We start from the raw sequence: 18503 nt of genomic DNA on the forward strand, positions 1-18503 counted from the left end.
CCCGCCCCCCCCCCCCCGTCCCGTGCCCGCCTCACCCCCCACACCCCCCCCCGCGGGGGGGGCCCGGTGGCGGTGGGGGCGGGGGCCCCCCAAACCCCGGAGGAGAGTGACTAGGCGCTAGCCGCCACGCCCTCGGTCACCGGCCGGAAGTTCGCAAAATCCCAGCCGCGGCCTGGCGCTGCCTCGAGCAAGGCTCTGGTGTAGGCTTCCTTCGGATGCGTCAGCACTTCGGCGGCCGGGCCCTGCTCGACGACGCGGCCGTGCTGCATCACCACGACCTCGTCGCAGATCTGCGCTGCGACGCGCAGATCGTGAGTGATGAACAGGATGGCGATGCCGAGCCGCGTCTGGATCTCGTCGAACAGGTCCAGCACCTGCGCCTGCACGGACACGTCGAGGGCGGAGACCGCCTCGTCCGCGACCAGCACGTCGGGATCGAGCGCGAGCGCGCGGGCGATCGCAATGCGCTGACGCTGGCCGCCGGAGAACTGGTGCGGATAGCGCGCGACCGCATCGGCGGGCAGGCCGACCAGCTCGAGCAATTCGCGCGCACGCTTCATTGCGTCGGCATGCGACACGCCGTAATTGATCGGGCCTTCCGCGATGCTTTCGCCGACAGTGACGCGCGGGTTGAGCGAGCGGTAGGGGTCCTGGAATACGATCTGGATCTTCTTCCGATGCGGCTGCAACAGCCGCCGCGAGATGTCCGAGATCTCGCGGCCGGAGAGGCGCACGCCGCCGGAGGTCGGGTCGATCAGGCGGACGATGCAGCGCGCCACGGTCGATTTGCCCGAGCCGCTCTCGCCGACGATGCCGAGCGTGCGGCCCTTGCGCAGCGTCAGCGTGACCTTGTCGGCGGCGACGACTTCGCGGCCTTTACCGAAGAACGCGCGCTCGCGATAGACCTTGCCGAGTTCGTTGGCCTCCAGCACCACCGGTTCCCTGGTCTCAGGCCGCGCCGCGCGCGGCACCAGGCTCGGCACCGCGGAGAGCAGGTTGCGGGTGTATTCCATGGTCGGATTGCGCAGGATGGAATCCAGCGTTCCGGTCTCCACCAGTCGGCCCTGCCGCATCACCGCGACGCGGTCCGCGATTTCGGCGACCACGCCCATGTCATGGGTAATGAACAGCACGGCGGTTCCGTGATCGCGCTGGAGGTCGCGGATCAGGGTCAAAATCTGCTTCTGCGTTGTGACGTCGAGCGCGGTGGTCGGTTCGTCCGCGATGAGCAGCTTCGGTTCGAGCACGAGTGCCATCGCGATCATGATGCGCTGGCGCTGACCGCCGGAGAGTCGGTGAGGGTAGGAGGCAAAGATACGCTCGACCTGGGGCAGGCGCACCTGCTCCATCATGTCGAGGATACGCTTCTTGCGCGCCTTCGCATCGAGTTTGGTGTGCGCGCGCAGGACTTCGTCGATCTGGCGGCCAACCGGCATCACCGGATTGAGCGCCGTCATCGGCTCCTGGAAGATCATCGCCATCCGCGTCGCGCGGAGCTGCCGCAGGCGGCGGACGGTCGCGGTGAGAATCTCCTCGCCGACCAGCTTGACGCTGCCGCCGGTCGGAATCAGCGTGCCCTTCGGCAGCAGACCCATCGTGGTCAGCGAGGTCACCGACTTGCCCGAGCCGCTTTCGCCGACGAGGCACAGCGTCTCGCGCTCGTGCACCTGGATCGAGATGCCGTCGATGATGTTTGCGGCATTCGGCTTCTTGCCGACGGAGACGACGAGGTTGTTGATGTCGAGGATCGGGCTGGTCATCACTTGATCGGTCATCATTTGCCTTCCCGCTGCTTCATGCGCGGATCGAGTGCGTCGCGGGCGGCATCGCCGATCAAATTGATGCTGAGGATCGCGATCGAGAGCAGCAGGCCCGGCCAGAAGATCAGCGTCGGCTTGAGCTGGAAGTACTGACGACCCTCGGCCATGATGTTGCCCCAGGTCGGCGTTTCCGGCGAGATGCCGGCGCCGAGGAAGGAGAGGATGGCCTCGGTGAGGATCGCGGACGCGCAGACATAACTACCCTGCACGATCAGAGGCGCGATCGTGTTCGGCATCAAATGCCGCCACATGATCTTTGGCAGGGATGAGCCGACCGAGATCGCCGCTTCAACATAGGGCTCTTCGCGCGCCGACAGCACGACCGAGCGCACCAGGCGTGCCACGCGCGGAACTTCAGGGATCGTGATTGCGATCAGCACGGTCCAGAGGCTGGCGCCGGACAGCGACACGACGGCGATTGCCAGCAGGATGCTCGGCATTGCCATCAGGCCGTCCATGATCCGCATCATGACGGAATCGACCAGCTTGAAGAAACCGGAGACCAGGCCGATCGCCAACCCAATGACGATCGACATGATCGCCGAGCCGATGCCGATCAGAAGCGAGATGCGTCCGCCATACATGACGCGCGACAGCAGGTCGCGGCCATAGGCGTCGGTGCCGAGCAGGAATTGCGCCGAAGAGGGCTTCAGCCGCTGCGAGGGCGCAAGCTGGATCGGATCATACGGCGCGATCAAGGGCGCGAGGATCGAGATCAGCACAACCAACGCCAGGCAGATGGTCGCCGCCGCGATGATCGGCGTCGAGGTCAGGAATCCGAAGCGCGGCCGCAGCGGCGACGTGATCGGGATGGACGACTGGGGAAGGGTATCGACCGACATTTTTCGTTGTTATCCTTAGCCCTAGTACCGGATCCGGGGATCGAGCAGCGTGTAGGCGACGTCGATCAGAAGATTGACGACGACATAGATCAACGACGTCAGCAAAATCATCGCCTGGATCACCGGATAGTCGCGCGCCAGCACCGCATCCACCGTGAGGCGGCCGATGCCGGGGATGTTGAACACGCTCTCGGTGACGACGACCCCGGAGATCAAAAGCGCAAAGCCGGTACCGATCACCGTGATCACGGGCACGGCGGCGTTGCGCAGCGCATGGCGCATCATCACGGCGACTTCGTTGATGCCTTTTGCGCGCGCGGTGCGGACGTAGTCCTCGCCGAGCACGTCGAGCATCGCCGCGCGCGTCATGCGCGCGATCAAAGCGATGTAGATGAAGGACAGCGCACAGGTTGGCAGGATGATGCGCTCGAAGAACGGCCCAAACCCGTTCGAGATGCTGCGGAAGCCCTGGACCGGCACCCAGCGCAGGTCGATCGCGAAGACCTCGATCAGGATGTAGCCGACCACGAACACCGGCACCGAGAAGCCGAGCACGGACAGGCCCATCACGAAGCGGTCGATCCAGGTGCCGTGCTTCCAGGCAGCGATTACACCGAGGGGAACCGCGACGATGACCGCGAGGATGATGGTCGACAACGCGATCGAGATCGACGGCTCGACCCGCTGGCCGATCATCTTCATCACCGGAAGGTTGGAGATGAGTGACGTTCCGAGATCGCCATGCAGCAGCTTGTTCAGCCAGGTGATGAACTGCACGATCAGCGGCTCGTTGAGACCGAGCGAGGTGCGGATGCGCTCGAGCCGCTCCGGCGTGGCGTTGTCGCCGGCAAGAATCGCGGCGGGATCGCCGGGGGTGAGGCGGAGCAGGAGGAAGACGAACAGCGCCACCACGCCCATCACGGGCACGGCGGCGAGAATTCGGCGAAGGAGATATCCGAGCAAGTTGGATCCCGTCAGATTAGAGTCAAATCAGAGACAGCGGCTGAAGGCTGCGTTCTGCCACCAGCCTAACATTTCAGCAATTCCCATGCCATCCGGGCCACGGTTTTTGCAGTGCGGTCAACTTGTTTCGGGAGACCTGGCCCGCTTGTGGTGACGTGGCTCGCGCCTTACTCCAAGGTCGCGAGCAGCCCCGCCATCAGCCGGCCGCGTTCGACCAGACTTTCGACCTCGATATACTCTTCGAGCGTGTGGCCGTTGCCGCCACGCACGCCCAGGCCGTCGAGAGTCGGGATGCCCATTGCGCCGGTGAAATTGCCGTCGGAGCCGCCGCCGGCGCTCGCATGCGGCAGTTCTGCGCCGAGCGATTTGGCGATCCCGCGCGCCTTTTCGTAAAGCGCCATGGTGCCGGCATCGGGCTCCCAGACCGGACGTGTCACGCCGCGCGTCACCTTGAAGGTGACATCATTGGTTGTACCGGAGAGCGCCAGCATCCTCTCGACGCCGCGCTCGAGGTCGGCCTGGCGCTTGGCCATCGAAAGCGCTTCGCCGGTGGCGGTCGTGGCAACGCAATTGACCCATTGCCCCCCGTGCACCACGCCGACCGAAAACGTACAGTCTTCGCCCGTCATCGCGTCGATGGCGAGGATTTGCCGCGCCATCTCGCGGATAGCAGAGCGGCCCGCCGACAAGGTGGCGCCGGCGTGGCTGGGCCGGCCGGTCGCCTCGAGATTGAAACGCGCAATGGCGTAACGTCCGGTGGTGACGCCGTTGTCAGCGCGGCCGGGCTCGGGGACCAGCACGTATTTGTTGCGCGCGGCTTCCGCCTCGATGATATCGCGCGTGGAGGGTGTGCCGACTTCCTCGTCGGGCGTGAACAGCACGGTGATCGGCAGCGGCGTCGTGAACGAGGCGCGGGCCAGTTGGCGGATCGCTTCCAGCGAAAGATAATTGCCGCCCTTCATGTCATAGATGCCGGGTCCGTAGCACTTGCTGCCCTCGCGCCGCCATTTCAGCTTCTCGATGGTACCCACGGGATGAACAGTATCCATGTGTCCGGCAATCAGGATGCCCGGCTCGCCTTGCTTCGGATGCGGAAAGCGTGCGCGGATCACGCCGCCAAAGCCCTGGCGACCGGCGATGCGCTCGATCGTCGCACCCATGATTGCCATCTCCCGCGCTGCGATATCGAGCATGCGGTTCACGGCGCTCGCGTCCCAGGTCGGGCTTTCGCATTCCACCCAGCCGCGCAGACCCTGGAGCATCGCTTCGGAATCGAAGGGAAGATTGGCTGGATTCATCTCAATGTCTCTCCAATGTCTCTTGGGCTTCGGAACATGGAACGCGCATTGCATTGGCGCGGGGCAGGGCAGGCGGAGAGCGTTGTAGAGCCAAACCGATCCGTGTGGAGCCCGTGCGCGCGCTGCTTGGGCTTGCAGCGAAACCGGATTGACGCGCTCGGCACTGTCTGCAAGTCTCGAAAAGATAAAGGCATTGCATGAGGTTAGTTCGCCTAAAGAACGAACCGGATGCTCAATCAATAACCTGCCTTTGAACAGTTTCACGTCAGGAGAACTTTTTATGTTTAAGTTGATGCGCCGGGGGCCTCGCGCGTTCGCCTCCAAACTTGCGCTGTCGGTCGTCGCGCTTTCGACCGCACTGGCCTCGCCGGTGCTTGCGGCTGGCAAGACCATCACCGCGGTGATGCATTCGGATCTGCGCATCATCGATCCGATCTTCACCACGGCCTACATCACGCGTGACCATGGCTACATGATCTACGACACGCTCGTGGCGCCCGATTCGAACTTCAAGATCCAGCCGCAGATGGCGGACTGGAAGATCTCCGACGACAAGCTCACCTACACGTTCACGCTGCGCGACGGCCTGAAGTGGCATGACGGTGCGCCGGTGACGGCGGAGGACTGCGTTGCCTCGCTCAAGCGCTGGGGCGCAGTCGACGGCATGGGCCAGAAACTTTTCGACTTCACCGCGAGCATCGAGGCGACCGATGCCAAGACCATCACGCTGAAGCTGAAGGAGCCCTACGGCCTCGTGCTCGACTCGATCGGCAAGCCGTCCTCCCGCGTTGCCTTCATGATGCCGAAGCGCCTCGCCGAGACGCCGCCGGACAAGCAGATCCCCGAGCAGATCGGCTCGGGTCCTTTCAAGTTCGTGCAGTCGGAATTCCAGCCGGGCGTGAAGGCGGTCTACGTCAAGAACACCGACTACGTGCCGCGCAAGGAGCCGTCGAGCTGGACCTCCGGCGGCAAGGTGGTGAAGGTCGACCGCGTCGAGTGGATCACCATGCCGGACTCGCAGACCGCGGTGAACGCGTTGCAGTCGGGCGACATCGACTTTGTGGAAAATCTGCCTTACGACATGCTCCCGTTGCTGGAAGCGAACAAGGAGATCACGATCGAGGTCTCGAACAAGTTCGGTTTCCAGACGCTCGGCCGGATGAACTTCCTTTATCCGCCGTTCGATAATGTCAAAGTGCGCCGTGCTGCCTTTCTGGCGATAAACCAGAAGGACGTTCTCGACGCGCTCGTCGGCAACGCCAAATATCAGAAGATCTGTGGCGCCTTCTTCGTGTGCGATACGCCGTTCGCGACCGAGGCCGGTGCCGAGACCCTCGTGAAGGGCAACGGCATGGCCGAAGCCAAGAAGGCGCTCGCCGAATCCGGCTATGACGGCACCCCGATCGTGATCATGGCCCCCGGCGATGTCACGACGCTGAAGGCACAGCCGATCGTTGCGGCTCAGCTGCTGCGCGAGGCTGGCTTCAAGGTCGACCTGCAAGCGACCGATTGGCAGACGGTGGTGAGCCGCCGCGCCAGCCAGAAGCCTCCGAAGGAGGGCGGCTGGAACATGTTCTTCACCAACTGGGTCGCGGCCGACGTCTCCAACCCGATCGCCAATCTCTCGATCGGCGGTCAGGGCAAGAAGGGCTGGTTTGGCTGGGCCGAGAACGCCAAGATCGAAAAGCTCAAGGACGACTTCGTTCGCGCCGCCTCGCTCGACGATCAGAAGAAGATCGCCGCTGACATCCAGAAGGAAGCCTATGAGCAGGTGATTTACATCCCGCTGGGGCAGTATCTCCTGCCGAGCGGCTGGCGCAAATCGCTGACCGGCGTGCTCGACGGTCCCGCGACCCCGCTGTTCTGGAACGTCGACAAGTCGGAGTAGGGCGAAGGCTCTTCCTTTCGTCCGGATCATCCTGCGGCGCCGCTGTCATCAGCGGCGCCGTTGTCGTTTGTCGATCTTGGCTCTTTTGTCGACCTTGCGCCGGCTGAGAAGGCGGACGTTTTCAAACTTTTCCAGTTTCCATTCATTGCTATTTGTTTCCGTCCTGAACTAGATGTGCCGTCCTTGCGCATCACCTTCCTTCCTCCATTTGATTCCAGTGCCGATCGATTTTGCATTCCAGACGATGGCCGAACGGTCCGATCGCACGCCGGCACGATGGCGCCGGCCATTCCTGCGTTGGCTCGATGGCGTCGAGACGGGCTGGGCGGTGCCGCTTCTCATCGCGGGCTTCGTCGCGATCTGGACACTTTATCTAGCGGTCGCCTATGCCGGCGGCGGTCTGCACCCCGATACGCTGGAGGCCTGGACGCTGGGGCGGCATTTCGCGTGGGGCTATCCCAAGCATCCGCCCTTGACCGGCTGGGTTGCCGCGAGCTGGAGCGCCATTTTTCCGCTCACTGACTGGTCGCTGCAATTGATGGCGATGGCCAATGCCGGGCTTGCGCTGGTCTTCGTCGACCGGATCGCGCGGCAATTCGTGACGGGGCACAAGCGCGTCCTTGTGCTGTTGCTCCTGATGCTGACGCCGGCCTATCAGTTCCATGCCCAGCGCTTCAATGCCAATGCGGTGCTGCTGGCCGTCTGGCCGCTGGCGACTTGGTGCTTCGTCCGCGCATTCGAGACCCGCGCGGCGTCGTGGGCGATCGCCGTGGGATTCACGACGGCGCTGGCCATGGCCGGCAAATATTATTCGATCTTCCTTGTCGCGAGCTTCACGTTTGCCGCGCTGGCGCATCCGGCGCGTCGCGCCTATTTCACTTCCGCCTCGCCCTGGATCTCGGTCGTCGTCGGGCTTGCGGCGCTGTCACCGCATGTTCACTGGCTCGCCACGACCGGGGCGCCGACCTTCACCTACGCGCTGAACCATGCCAACGGCACTGCGGCGAGCTCGCTCGGGGAGGCCAGGAACTTCCTTCTGGGGCTGTTGGCGGCCATCAGTGTGTCATCCGTCACCTGGATGTTGATCGCCGGCACGCGGCTGAAGCAGTTTCCGGACGATTTCGCGGCGATGAATCCGGGCCTGCGGCTCCTCTTTTACGTTGCCGTCGGCACGATTGCGCTGCCGGTTCTGATCTCGCTCGTGATCGGCACCGATCTGCCGTCGCTGTGGGCGTTGCAGGGGTTGTTCCTGTTCGCCATTCTCGTGGTCTGCGGCACAAATTACCCGATCGAGCGCTTTTACACCGTCAACCTCACCTTGGTCGTGGCCGGCGTCGCGCTCACGGCCGTCCTCGTCGCCGCGCCGATCCATGCCGTCTATCGCAACGATCACGGTTACGAAGAGGGGCGCAATTTCTACGCGCAGGCCGCCAGCGAATTGACTCGCGAGTGGCGCGAACTGACGGGCGAGCCGCTCGCCGCCGTTAGCGGCGACGATGCGCTGGCCTTCGCGATGGCCTTCTACAGCCCGGACCACCCGCACTACGCCCAGCCGTTCGAGGATCAATCTCCCGGAGGCTTGCCGCGCAAGACGACGCTGGACCGCGGCTGGGCCGCGCTCTGTTTCCGCGATCAGGATGATTGCAGCCGGTGGATGGACGGGGTGGCCGGGCGGGCCGGGCACTTCGTCAGGCGGGAATTTATCGTACAGGCGCAGCTATGGGGCCGGCCCGGTCTCACGCGGGACGTGGTTGTGCTGATGGTGCCGCCCCGTGAAGGCGGCGCGGCACCCGAGGGCGTTGCGGACGATTTCAGCGCCAACAGGCGCGCAACGGAATAGACGTGTTGCTCAACAGTGGCTGTCGCGGACCCGCTCGAGCCCTTCACTCGCGAATGGCACGGTGACGGCGGTCTTTTCAACGCTCGACGGCGTGCGTTCCGTCTTCGCCCGCTCCGTGGCGTCGTGGTCTTTACGGGGTTTCGGTTCCATTGAAGCGCCTTTTCAGATTGTTGCAGTACAACATCGAGAGCGCCGCGAAGTTCCTCACCCGATGGCGCGATGATGCGGCTTGAACAGCCGTCCTCTCTCCACCACCAGCACGATCGCGAGCGCGGCGAGTGACGACACGAAGAAGCCGACCGAGAACGGCAGCAGCGTGCCGTCGAAGCTTTGTCCGATCGCCATGCCGACGACGATGCCGATAAGCGTGGTGATCGAGCCGTAGAGCGAGGACGCCGTGCCGGCGATGTGGCCCTGCGGCTCCATGGCGAGTGCGGTGAAGTTGGCGACCATCATGCCGAACGAGAACATCATCAGCGCCGAGAGCACCATGAACAGGGGAAGCGGCAACGCGCCGAGGCTTTCGGTCAGCAGCATCACGCCGGCCACCGCGGTGTAGAGCGTCAGCGCGCCGTGCGAGATCACGCGCATGCCGAGGGTCCCGACGAATCGCGCATTGAGAAAGCCGGCAATGGCGGTGCCGGCCGCGATCGCGGCGAAGGCGAGCGGAAAATAATGGCCGAGGTGATAGATGTCGACAAAAACCTGCTGGGCCGAAAACACGTAGGCGAACAGCGCACCCATCACGCTTCCGGCGGCGAGCGCGTAGCCGAGGGTTTGGCGATGGGTCACGGTCTGCCAGTAGGCCGTGAGCACGTCGGCCGGCGCGAGCGACCTGCGTTCGCTCTCAGGCAGGGTCTCTGGAAGCCGCAGCACGGACCACGCAAGCGCGAGCAGGCCGTAGAGCATCAGCACGACGAAGATGCCGCGCCATTGCGTGACCAGTAGCACCGCCTGTCCGAACGAGGGGGCGATCACGGGGACGGCGATGAAGATCATCATCGCAAGCGACATCACGCTCGCCATGCGGCGGCCGACGTAACAGTCGCGCACGATCGAGGTCGCGATCACGCGCGTCGCCGAGGTGCCGAAGCCCTGCAGTGCGCGCGCCAGCAGCAGCGTCTCGAACGACGGCGCGGCGATCGCCAGCACGCTCGCCACCGCATAGACCGCCATCCCGCCGAGCAGCACCGGGCGGCGGCCGAAACGATCCGACAGCGGACCCATGACGAACTGCCCCGCGCCAAAGCCGATCAGGAAGGTCGACAGCACCAGCTGAAGATGGTTGGCGACGGGGATATTGAAGGCCGACCCGATGTTGGGCAGCGCCGGGAGCATCATGTCCATCGCAAGCGGATTCAGCGCCATGATCGACGCGATCACGATGACGAATTCGGGGAAACCCATCGGCCGGTGTCCCGAGGACACCCAATCGTCGGCATTGACGTCGGACAAGCAGCTCACCTCTGATTTGAGGCCCCTGTCTACCTTCAATGCTGCGTTGCACAAGCGACGTTTCGGGATAGCTGGCAGGCGGTGCAGGAGCGGACAACATTGACGAGGTATCAGCGCTCGGGGCCGCGGCGATCGGCGGGATCGTCCGCGCGTCTCTCGTGGTGCGGGCAGCCGGGGTCGAACCGGCACAGCGCTTGCGCACCGAGGGATTTTAAGTCCCTTGCGTCTACCAATTCCGCCATGCCCGCTTGATCCAACGAGATCAATCACTTAAGTCCCTTGCCGGCCGTCTGGAATTGGCGTTTGCAGGCCGGAGGGGCGGTTCTTCCTTAGGCGAGCCGGCCGCACAAGGCAAAGCCTCAATCCGGACATCTGTTGTTGCTTTAGGCATTCTCAATCCACGGGGACTATTCATCCGGCATGGCTGCTTTGATCCGATATCGCCTGCGCACGTGCTGCGTGGCCGTCGCGCTGCTCGCGGCCGGCTTCGCACTGTCCGGCTGCGCAGGCATCAGCGAGACGGTCGCTCCGGCCTTTGCCGATCCTGCCAGGTACGAATTGTACGATTGCAAGCTGCTCGAAGCCGAGCGCAAGGGGCTCGCTAACCGCACCGCTGATTTACAGAGGCTGATGGACAAGGCACAGACCGGCGCGGGCGGCGCCGTCGTGTCGGAGCTTGCCTATCGCAATGACTACGTCGCGGTGCGCGGGCACGCGCAGATGGCCGATGACGCTTGGCGCCGCAACAAGTGCCGGGAAACGCCCCCCGAGGCGACGCCCGCCGCTGCGCCGGCGCCCGCAGCCAATCCTGGCCCGATCAAGCCTGCCCCGAAATCGACAAGAGCAGTGCGCTGAAACCGGCGCCTCGCATCAGGGTCGCCAGCCGTAAATCCAGTCCTGCCGTGCCAGCATGCGTTCCGGGCCGAGGGCGCGCACCGCAAGATCGCGCGCGAGCGCGAGCGGCCCAGTGAAATGATAGATGCGGCCCTGCTGCCGCGCGGTCCGCTGCACCCGCCGCACGCGCGCCTGGCGCGTACGGCCGTATTGTCTCAGCGCAGCTGTGATGCCAGCGGTGCTCTCGGCGACCTCAAGGCTCAAATGCTGCGCGAGCACCGCGGCGTCCTCGATCGCCATGCCGGCGCCCTGGGCTGCAAACGGCAGCATCGCATGCACGGCGTCGCCGAGCAGCGCGACCGGGCCGTTGCTCCAGGGGCAGTCGTCAGGCACGCCGAACAGCGCCCATTTCCGCCAGCTATCGACCGTGGCGAGCATCATGCGCGCCGCTGGCGGCCAGCGCGGCGCGGCGAAGGCGTCCATCACCTCGCGGGGATCGCCGGGCGTGCTCCAGCCCGGTCTATTCCAGGTGCCCGGCAGCACCGCGACCACGTTGATCTGGCGTCCCCCCGCGATCGGGTAGGCGACGAGATGGGCATTCGGGCCCATCCAGAGCTGGACCCGGCGCGCGGTGTAGTCCTTCGGCAGTTGCGTGGCGTCGAGCGTGCCGCGCCAGGCAATCAGCCCGGAGAAGCGCGGCTGCACCTCGGGAAACAGATGCTGGCGCACCGTCGACCAGATGCCGTCCGCGCCGATCAGCGCACTGGCGAGATCGCTGCGCCGGATCGTACCGCTGCGATGGACGACCGTCAGCCCCTTGGCGTGAGGCGCGACGTCTTCGAAGGTCGCGCCGAGTTTCAGGTCGATATCGGGATGGTCGGAGACTGCGCCGGCGAGGGCGGATTGCAAATCGGCGCGGTGCACCACCCAATAGGGGGCGCCGGCGCGCGCGGCGGCGGCTTCTCCCAGCGGCATGCGCAACAGCTCGCCGCCGGCCCGCGCGCTCATGATCGAGACCGCCTCCGGGATCACGGCGCGCAGCTTGAGGCGCTCGGTAAGGCCGAGCTCGACCAGCACGCGGCTGGCATTGGGGGAGAGTTGCAGACCGGCGCCGACTTCCTCGAGCCGCTCGGCCTTTTCCAGCACGACGATGCGGAAGCCGCGTGCCGCGAGCGCGAGCGCAGCCGTCAGTCCACCTATGCCGGCACCGGCGATGACAATCGTTCGGGAGAGCGCCACCCCTGGCCGATGGAAGCGGTCAGGCCACCTTGTCCTTCAGGACGCATTCCGGCGGACGGGCTTCGCCCGCCTTCAGGTCGGCGGCGAAACGGTACAGCGTCGAGCAGTAGGGGCAGATGATCTCGTTGTCGTTGCCGAGGTCGAGGAAGACGTGCGGATGATCGAACGGAGGGTTGGCGCCCACGCACATGAACTCTTGCGAGCCGATCTCGATGACGGGGACACCGGCATCGTTGTGGAAGTGCGGGACGACATGGTCGGACATCGTACTCATCCTGGAGTGGCAATGGCGGCAGACACAATCACGACTGACGCGGCATTATTAAGGCGCCGCGGACCATACTGGCGGGTGTGGATGATTGCTAGTCCAGCGGAACCGAAAGCTCCGCAATGCCCCATGCTCATTTGCTCATGCAAATTCGACACAATCTTGCGGCCTGAGAGAAGCCCTTCTTTCGTCGGGGACGTTGTGTCGCAATTTTGGCATACTATGTCTGTGGACGAGCGTAATTGCGACGAAAGACCAACCGTTAGGCGTCAACGATCTCAGGACCGTCCAGGCTCTCCGCATGAAGTGGTTGCGAATCAGCACAGCGTTGACCGGTATCGTGGCTTGCGGCTTCATGCTCGCGCAGGTAGCACCGCCTGCCCGCGAGGCCGGGGCGATTCTGGCCGCCCAGGACGATCCCGCCGCGCTCTCCGAGATCAAGCTCGACGCGCTGCTGCGGCACAATGACCGCATGATTCAGGACAACATCGAGGCTGCGCTCGCGTCGGGCGATGCCGATCTCGCCGACAGTTTTGTCGCGCTGGCGCGCGACCGCAACATCGCGCTGCCTGACGACCTCCTGAGCCGTGTCAGCGACGCGGTCAAAGCCGAAAATTCCACCTCGCATGTCGCAAAACGGTTTGCCACGGGTCTCGTCACCGGCAACGCGGACGATGTTGCGAGCCTGTCGGGGACCGTGGCCGGCGATCTCTTCGTCATCGGCGACATCAGGGATGTCGTGCGCGAGGGCAAGCACCTCGCCATGGGCGAGGAGACCGATCGCCTGGTGCTGGGCCTCGCGGCCGCGGGTCTCGCGGTCACGGCCGTGACCTACGTCTCCGTCGGCGGTGCCGCGCCGGTTCGCGCCGGGCTGACGCTGGTGAAGGACGCGCGGAAGGTGGGCCGGCTCGGCGAGGGACTGGCGGCATGGGCCGGCCGGTCCGCGCGCGAGGTCGTCGATACGCCGATGCTCCAGAACGCGGTTGCCTCCGGCTCGGTGCTGCGGCCGGGCCAGACCTTGAGCGCGATCAAGGCCGCGTTCCGCGCCGAGAAGGCCGGCGCGCTGGTTCGGCTCGGCAAGGATGTCACGCGCGTCGTCGAGAAGACCGGCACGCGCGGTGCGATGGATAGCTTGCGCATCGCCGAAGGTCCGAAGGACGTCGCACGCGCGGCGCGGCTCGCGGAAGCGCAGGGCGGCAAGACGCGCGCGATCCTGAAGCTGCTCGGCCGCGGCGCGCTGCTGCTGATCGGCGGGGCGTTCAATCTCGCACTCTGGCTGTTCGGTGCGGCCTTGACGCTGTTCGGCCTGTTGTCCTCGATCAAGGCGACCACGGAGCGCCTGACCCAGGCCTGGTGCGATCGCAGGCGGGCGCGGCGACTTCGCCAGGCCCGGATCGCCGCCGAAGCCGTTCTGGCAAGCGCTGCCGTCACCGCCTAAGATACCTCTTCCCCTCAAGATTGCGGAACTGATGATGCCGAGCTTTCACAACGGCGCCGTTGAAATTGCCTATCTCGACGAAGGCGAGGGCGATCCGATCATCCTGGTGCACGGCTTTGCCTCCAGCAAGAACGTGAACTGGGTCTATCCGACCTGGGTCTCGGAGCTGCGCAAGAACGGCCGCCGCGTCATTGCGCTCGACAATCGCGGCCATGGCGAAAGCGCCAAGCTCTACGAGCCCGCGCAGTACTCGATCCCGACCATGGCCGGCGACGTGCTCGCGCTGATGGATCACCTCGCCATCCCGCAGGCCGATCTCATGGGCTATTCGATGGGCGGACGGATGACGGCCTGGCTCTCCCTCAACGAGCCGCAGCGCCTGCGTTCGGCAATTCTCGGCGGCATCGGCATCGGCGGCCTGATCGAGGGCACCGGGCCCGGCGAGAACGTCGCGAAGGCGCTCGAAGCGCCCTCGCTCGACGACGTCTCCGATCCCGTCGGACGCACTTTTCGTGCTTTTGCAGACCAAACCCGTTCCGACCACAAGGCGCTGGCCGCCTGCCTGCGCGGCACGCGCGATCTCATGACGAAAGAGCAGGCCGCACGCATCGACGTGCCCGTGCTGATCGCGGTGGGCTCGACCGACGACGTCGCGGGATCGGCCAGCGCGCTCGGCGCGATCATCCCGGGTTCGGAAGTGCTCGACATTCCGAACCGCGATCACATGCGCGCAGTCGGCGACAAGGTCTACAAGACCGGCGTGCTGGATTTCCTCTCACGCAGGAGCTGAGGCGATGAGGCGGTTTCAGCTATCCTGAAATGTCTCGTTACAATGGGCCATCCACTCCCTTCGGGGCAACCGTCCATTCCTCTACGCAGGCACCGGGGTTCGCTAAGCGCGCATATGAGACTCAGCTCAAAGCCACAGCCTTATCCAGGTCAATCGGATACTTGCAATTCCGATCCGTCCAACTGCGCACGGCCTCCGTCGGCGCGTCGCGCAGCCCGGTAACGGCCGGGCGACTGACCAATGTGCCGGTGAAACAACTTCGAAAACGCCGCTGCAGTCTCGTAACCGACCCGGTTGGCAATCCGTGCGATCGGCTCGTCGCTGGTTTCGAGCAGGAACGCCGCCTCCGTCATCCGGCGTTCGATCACATAACGTTGCATGGGCTGGCCCACGAGCCTGGTGAAGCGCGCCGAAAATGCCGAGCGGCCGAGCCCGACGCGACGGCCAAGGTCGCTCAGCGTCCAAAGCTGCTCCGGACTTTCGTGAATCAGCTTCAGCGCGGGTCCGATATGGGGGTCAGAAATGGCCCCGATCCAGCCGCCTTGTCCGGGGCTGAGAGACGCGATCCAGCTTCGCAGCACCTCGACGAAGAGCACTTCCGTCAGTCGTGAAAGCGCGACGCCTTGGCCAGGACGCTCGAGCGCGGACTCGCTCATCATGCGGCGCAGGATGGCTTCAAGCCAACCACGGTCCGACGTCGGCTTCAGCAAGAGCACGGGTGGAAGCAACTCCAGCACGCTGCCAAACGTCGGCCGCGACACCGTGAAATTGCCGCAGAGCATGGTCGAGAGCGGCTTTGCACGGCTGCCGTGGCGAAGGAAGCCGAGGCGTGGCGACGACCGTTCGATATCCACGATGCGCAAAGGCTCGGCCCGGCGATCCGAATAAAACACATGGGGCTCGCCACGTGTGATGACGACAAAATCGCCCCCGGTGATCTGGATTTCCTCTCCCTGTTCGAGCGCGAGGGTCGCTGAACCTTGGCTGAGATAGTGAAACAGGGCGTAGGGGCGCGCCGGCAACTCAAGATGCCAGGGATGGCCGAGCTCGAAGTGAAAGAGCAGCGTCCCGCCGAGACGAACCCGATCGAGCACCTGGGTAAGTATATCCATCCACCGAGACTAGATCCATGGACGATCGGACACAAGACGCGGACGATTGGTCCCTATCGTCCGATGAGGTCCATGGAATACGTCATGCCACGGCGGGCCGACGTGACGTGCGGCAACCATTTAGCCAACGGCAGATGGAAGAACCGCGACCTTGCTGGAAACGCCTGTCCATTCCCCCGGACTGTGTTCGTCCGACATACCAACAGGAACAATCAATGCTAAATTTCCTACTTTCAGCAGCCGCCGTACTCCTGGCCGGATCGACAATGGTCGGGCCCGCCCGTTCCGCCGAACTGCCCAAGGGGGCAGCCCACAATATCGTGCTCGTGCACGGCGCCTTTGTAGACCAGACGAGCTGGCAGCCGGTTGCCGATATTCTCACGAAGAAAGGCTACAACGTCACGCTCGTCGAAAATCCACTCACTTCGCTCGCCGCCGACGTCGATGCGACCAAACAGGCGCTCGCGAAGCAAGCCGGCAGGACCGTTCTGGTCGGCCACTCATGGGGCGGCGTGGTGATCACGCAAGCCGGCAACGATCCCAAGGTTTCGGCGCTGGTTTATGTGTCCGCCTTTGCGCCGGAGATCGGTGAATCCCTGGCGTCGCTGACGAAGGCCGGTCCGCCGACCGAAGGCGGCAAGGCGATCCACCCCGATGCGAAGGGCAATCTGTACATCGATCCAAAGGTGTTTCCGTCAGCCGTCGCGGCTGACCTTCCTCCGGAGATCGCCGCGCACCTGGCCAACTCGCAGCTTCCGCTGAACCACGTTGCGTTCGAAGCTCCGGTCGACGTTGCGGCCTGGCATGACAAGCCGAATTTCTACGTCATCAGCACGAAGGACAAAGTCCTCGCGCCCGAGGCCCAGAAGTCGTTCGCAGCCAGGATCCATGCTCAGACGACGGAAGTCGCCGGCAGCCATGCCTCGCTCGTCGTCCATGCGAAGCAGGTCGCTGAGGTGATCGAAAAAGCGGCCCTCGCGAAGTGACGGTGCCGCTCCCGGCGCTTTGGCGCCGGGAGCCCGCACGCTTCCGCTCGACCATTTTGAGCCAGGCATCCGGAGAATGACATTACCCAACTCGACATGGCGACTGGATGCACAGCTTGCAGCAGTTACGGAGGACCAATGACAATCGCTAAAGTCGAGGTCGAGCGTTTCAGCCTTAGGGGCTCGAAGCCATTCGACGTTGTCGTGGCAGCGTTCAAGTCGGCAGTCGGGCAACCCGACATGGTCGAATTTTCAAGCAGACGAGGGCGACGAATTCGTTCCAAGAACTGGAGCGCGATAGCGCTTCACCCCAATCTCATCGCGCCTTGCTGTCCTCGCCAAACCGTCGCGCCAGCGCCATCAGCACCACGAAGGTCGCGACCCACGCCATCCGCGCGCCGTAGCGGTCGTGCGGGCCGGAGATCACGCCGCAGATGAAGGCGTTGCCGAGCAGCGCCAGCGTGACGGTTGCCGCCAGCAGCGTCAGGTCGTCAAGCCGGCGGATCGCGAGAGCATGCGCAAGCAGCACGACAAGCGCCAGCATCGAGGCCAGCGCAACGGGCACGTGCAGCCAGTTGACGTAGGCGAAATCGAGACCCCAGTGCTGCTGGCGCGCCGCCCGCATCGGCGCGGCCTGTGAGGGGATATAGCGCTCGATGATGCCGCGGGTGTGCGGGATCCAGCCATTGGTGCCTTCGCCGGTCGCGACATGCAGCAATTGCCGACCCAGCGCCCGCAACGCCGCGCCGGCTTGCCAGGCCGGATAGTCGGCGAGCGAACCCACGACGATGGTGCCCATCTCGTCGTTCATGCCCTCGAACCGGCCTAGCGTGTTGAACATGCTCTTGCCCCACAGGAATTCGTCGGCGGTCGCCGGCAATTGGTCGCGATAGGGGCAGAGCTTGAGTTTTTCGCGCGGGCAATGGTCGTTGAGATAACGCGCGACGATGCCGTCCTGCATCATGCGGCCGAAGGCGACCCCCGTGCCGCCGGGGGTCCAGGCCCATTTGCCTGACAGCGCATGGTTGGCTGACACCAGCATCAGTCCGCCCACGACGATGGTCAGGCTCGCCTGCGCCAGTCCGGCGATAGGAAGCCGGCGCCCCAGCAACGGTCGCGCCATCCAGCCGGCGACGCAGAGCCCGAGCAGCACGCCGAGCGTGGCGCTGTGGGTCGCGGCGGCAAAGGCGGTGAAGACGAACAGCGTGATCTTTTCGAGCGCCGAAGTCCGCTGCCCACCGACGACCAGCAGGAATAACGACAGCACCGACAGGCCTGCAAAGATGTCGGTGAGCAACATGCTCGCAAGCCAGGGCAGCGCAGTCGACAGGATCAGGAGCAGGCTGATCGCCACGAAACGGAACGTTTGCATCAGGCCGAGCACGCGCAAGGTGAGCTGCAACAGCCACAGCGTCGCCAGCGCCTGGGCCGCGAGGTTGATCCAGAATCCAGAACTCTCGCCATAGTGCAGATAGATGCCGAACACCGTGGAGCGGCTCGGGACGAGATAGCCCTCGTACCAGCGCGCCAGATAGCCTCCGGTATCCCATTGCAACAGCGGATAGCCGTTCCAGAACGCCGGCGCGATCAACAGGAGCGGCAGGGCGACCGCGGCGAGCCGCAGCCAGAGGGTATCAGCGGCGCCCGCGCGCAAATGATCGGTGGTGATGGTCAAATCCGCTCCGTCCTCACTCGGACCATGCCCGCAATCACGGTTGAGGCGGAATTCA

Annotated in this window: 15 protein-coding genes and 1 tRNA gene; 6 read left to right on the plus strand and 10 right to left on the minus strand. The window is 64.5% G+C overall.

Annotated features, from left to right (window positions below; genetic code table 11):
• Positions 1–110 precede the first annotated feature (110 nt).
• The 4 genes from AC0L3K_RS33985 to AC0L3K_RS34000 all read right to left on the minus strand — a co-directional run bounded on the left by AC0L3K_RS33985 (position 111) and on the right by AC0L3K_RS34000 (position 4923).
• Complete coding sequence (locus AC0L3K_RS33985) at positions 111–1760, minus strand: ABC transporter ATP-binding protein (protein WP_473367645.1); 1650 nt, start codon at positions 1758–1760, stop codon at positions 111–113.
• 14 nt (positions 1761–1774) lie between these two features.
• The gene (locus AC0L3K_RS33990) at positions 1775–2662 is read right to left on the minus strand and encodes an ABC transporter permease (protein ID WP_007602531.1); all 888 of its coding nucleotides are present in this window, start codon (positions 2660–2662) and stop codon (positions 1775–1777) included.
• A gap of 21 nt (positions 2663–2683) precedes the next feature.
• Positions 2684–3625, minus strand: a complete 942-nt coding sequence (locus tag AC0L3K_RS33995) for an ABC transporter permease (RefSeq protein ID WP_007602533.1) — start codon at positions 3623–3625, stop codon at positions 2684–2686.
• Positions 3626–3792: 167 nt separating this feature from the next.
• Positions 3793–4923 carry a M20/M25/M40 family metallo-hydrolase gene (locus AC0L3K_RS34000; RefSeq protein ID WP_473256054.1) on the minus strand — a complete coding sequence of 377 codons (1131 nt, stop codon included), beginning with the start codon at positions 4921–4923 and terminating at the stop codon, positions 3793–3795.
• 280 nt (positions 4924–5203) lie between these two features.
• On the opposite strand from AC0L3K_RS34000, the gene AC0L3K_RS34005 reads away from it, so the two are divergent.
• Both AC0L3K_RS34005 and AC0L3K_RS34010 read left to right on the plus strand, forming a co-directional pair.
• The gene (locus tag AC0L3K_RS34005) at positions 5204–6811 is read left to right on the plus strand and encodes an ABC transporter substrate-binding protein (RefSeq protein ID WP_007602537.1); all 1608 of its coding nucleotides are present in this window, start codon (positions 5204–5206) and stop codon (positions 6809–6811) included.
• Between the two features lie 244 nt (positions 6812–7055).
• Entirely contained in the window at positions 7056–8651 is a 1596-nt protein-coding gene (locus AC0L3K_RS34010) for a glycosyltransferase family 39 protein (RefSeq protein ID WP_473256053.1), read from the plus strand.
• Positions 8652–8855: 204 nt separating this feature from the next.
• Here AC0L3K_RS34010 and AC0L3K_RS34015 read toward each other — a convergent pair whose 3' ends face one another.
• Both AC0L3K_RS34015 and AC0L3K_RS34020 read right to left on the minus strand, forming a co-directional pair.
• Positions 8856–10106, minus strand: coding sequence for a multidrug effflux MFS transporter (locus AC0L3K_RS34015; RefSeq protein ID WP_219683854.1), 1251 nt, complete (start codon positions 10104–10106; stop codon positions 8856–8858).
• 159 nt (positions 10107–10265) lie between these two features.
• Positions 10266–10354: transfer RNA gene (locus AC0L3K_RS34020), tRNA-Leu, on the minus strand.
• A gap of 172 nt (positions 10355–10526) precedes the next feature.
• Between AC0L3K_RS34020 and AC0L3K_RS34025 the strand changes: the two genes are divergently transcribed.
• Entirely contained in the window at positions 10527–10961 is a 435-nt protein-coding gene (locus AC0L3K_RS34025; protein ID WP_007602541.1) for a hypothetical protein, read from the plus strand.
• 15 nt (positions 10962–10976) lie between these two features.
• Here the strand turns inward: AC0L3K_RS34025 and AC0L3K_RS34030 are convergent, their stop codons facing one another.
• Together AC0L3K_RS34030 and AC0L3K_RS34035 are read right to left on the minus strand one after the other, a co-directional pair.
• Positions 10977–12179 carry an FAD-dependent monooxygenase gene (locus AC0L3K_RS34030; RefSeq protein ID WP_219683853.1) on the minus strand — a complete coding sequence of 401 codons (1203 nt, stop codon included), beginning with the start codon at positions 12177–12179 and terminating at the stop codon, positions 10977–10979.
• Between the two features lie 19 nt (positions 12180–12198).
• Complete coding sequence (locus AC0L3K_RS34035) at positions 12199–12444, minus strand: zinc-finger domain-containing protein (protein WP_007602543.1); 246 nt, start codon at positions 12442–12444, stop codon at positions 12199–12201.
• Between the two features lie 304 nt (positions 12445–12748).
• Between AC0L3K_RS34035 and AC0L3K_RS34040 the strand changes: the two genes are divergently transcribed.
• Together AC0L3K_RS34040 and AC0L3K_RS34045 are read left to right on the plus strand one after the other, a co-directional pair.
• Positions 12749–13885 carry a hypothetical protein gene (locus tag AC0L3K_RS34040; RefSeq protein WP_007602544.1) on the plus strand — a complete coding sequence of 379 codons (1137 nt, stop codon included), beginning with the start codon at positions 12749–12751 and terminating at the stop codon, positions 13883–13885.
• A 34-nt stretch (positions 13886–13919) separates the two neighbouring features.
• Positions 13920–14675 carry an alpha/beta fold hydrolase gene (locus AC0L3K_RS34045; RefSeq protein ID WP_219683852.1) on the plus strand — a complete coding sequence of 252 codons (756 nt, stop codon included), beginning with the start codon at positions 13920–13922 and terminating at the stop codon, positions 14673–14675.
• Positions 14676–14824: 149 nt separating this feature from the next.
• Here the strand turns inward: AC0L3K_RS34045 and AC0L3K_RS34050 are convergent, their stop codons facing one another.
• On the minus strand, positions 14825–15787 hold the full coding sequence (locus AC0L3K_RS34050) for an AraC family transcriptional regulator (protein ID WP_007602546.1): 963 nt from the start codon (positions 15785–15787) through the stop codon (positions 14825–14827).
• A 215-nt stretch (positions 15788–16002) separates the two neighbouring features.
• On the opposite strand from AC0L3K_RS34050, the gene AC0L3K_RS34055 reads away from it, so the two are divergent.
• Positions 16003–16773, plus strand: a complete 771-nt coding sequence (locus AC0L3K_RS34055; protein ID WP_473256057.1) for an alpha/beta fold hydrolase — start codon at positions 16003–16005, stop codon at positions 16771–16773.
• 316 nt (positions 16774–17089) lie between these two features.
• Here the strand turns inward: AC0L3K_RS34055 and AC0L3K_RS34060 are convergent, their stop codons facing one another.
• A complete protein-coding gene (locus AC0L3K_RS34060) occupies positions 17090–18448 on the minus strand; it encodes a hypothetical protein (protein ID WP_354128717.1) in 1359 nt (452 codons plus the stop codon).
• Positions 18449–18503 lie beyond the last annotated feature (55 nt).

The organism is Bradyrhizobium sp. MI1.10 (genome assembly GCF_055811035.1).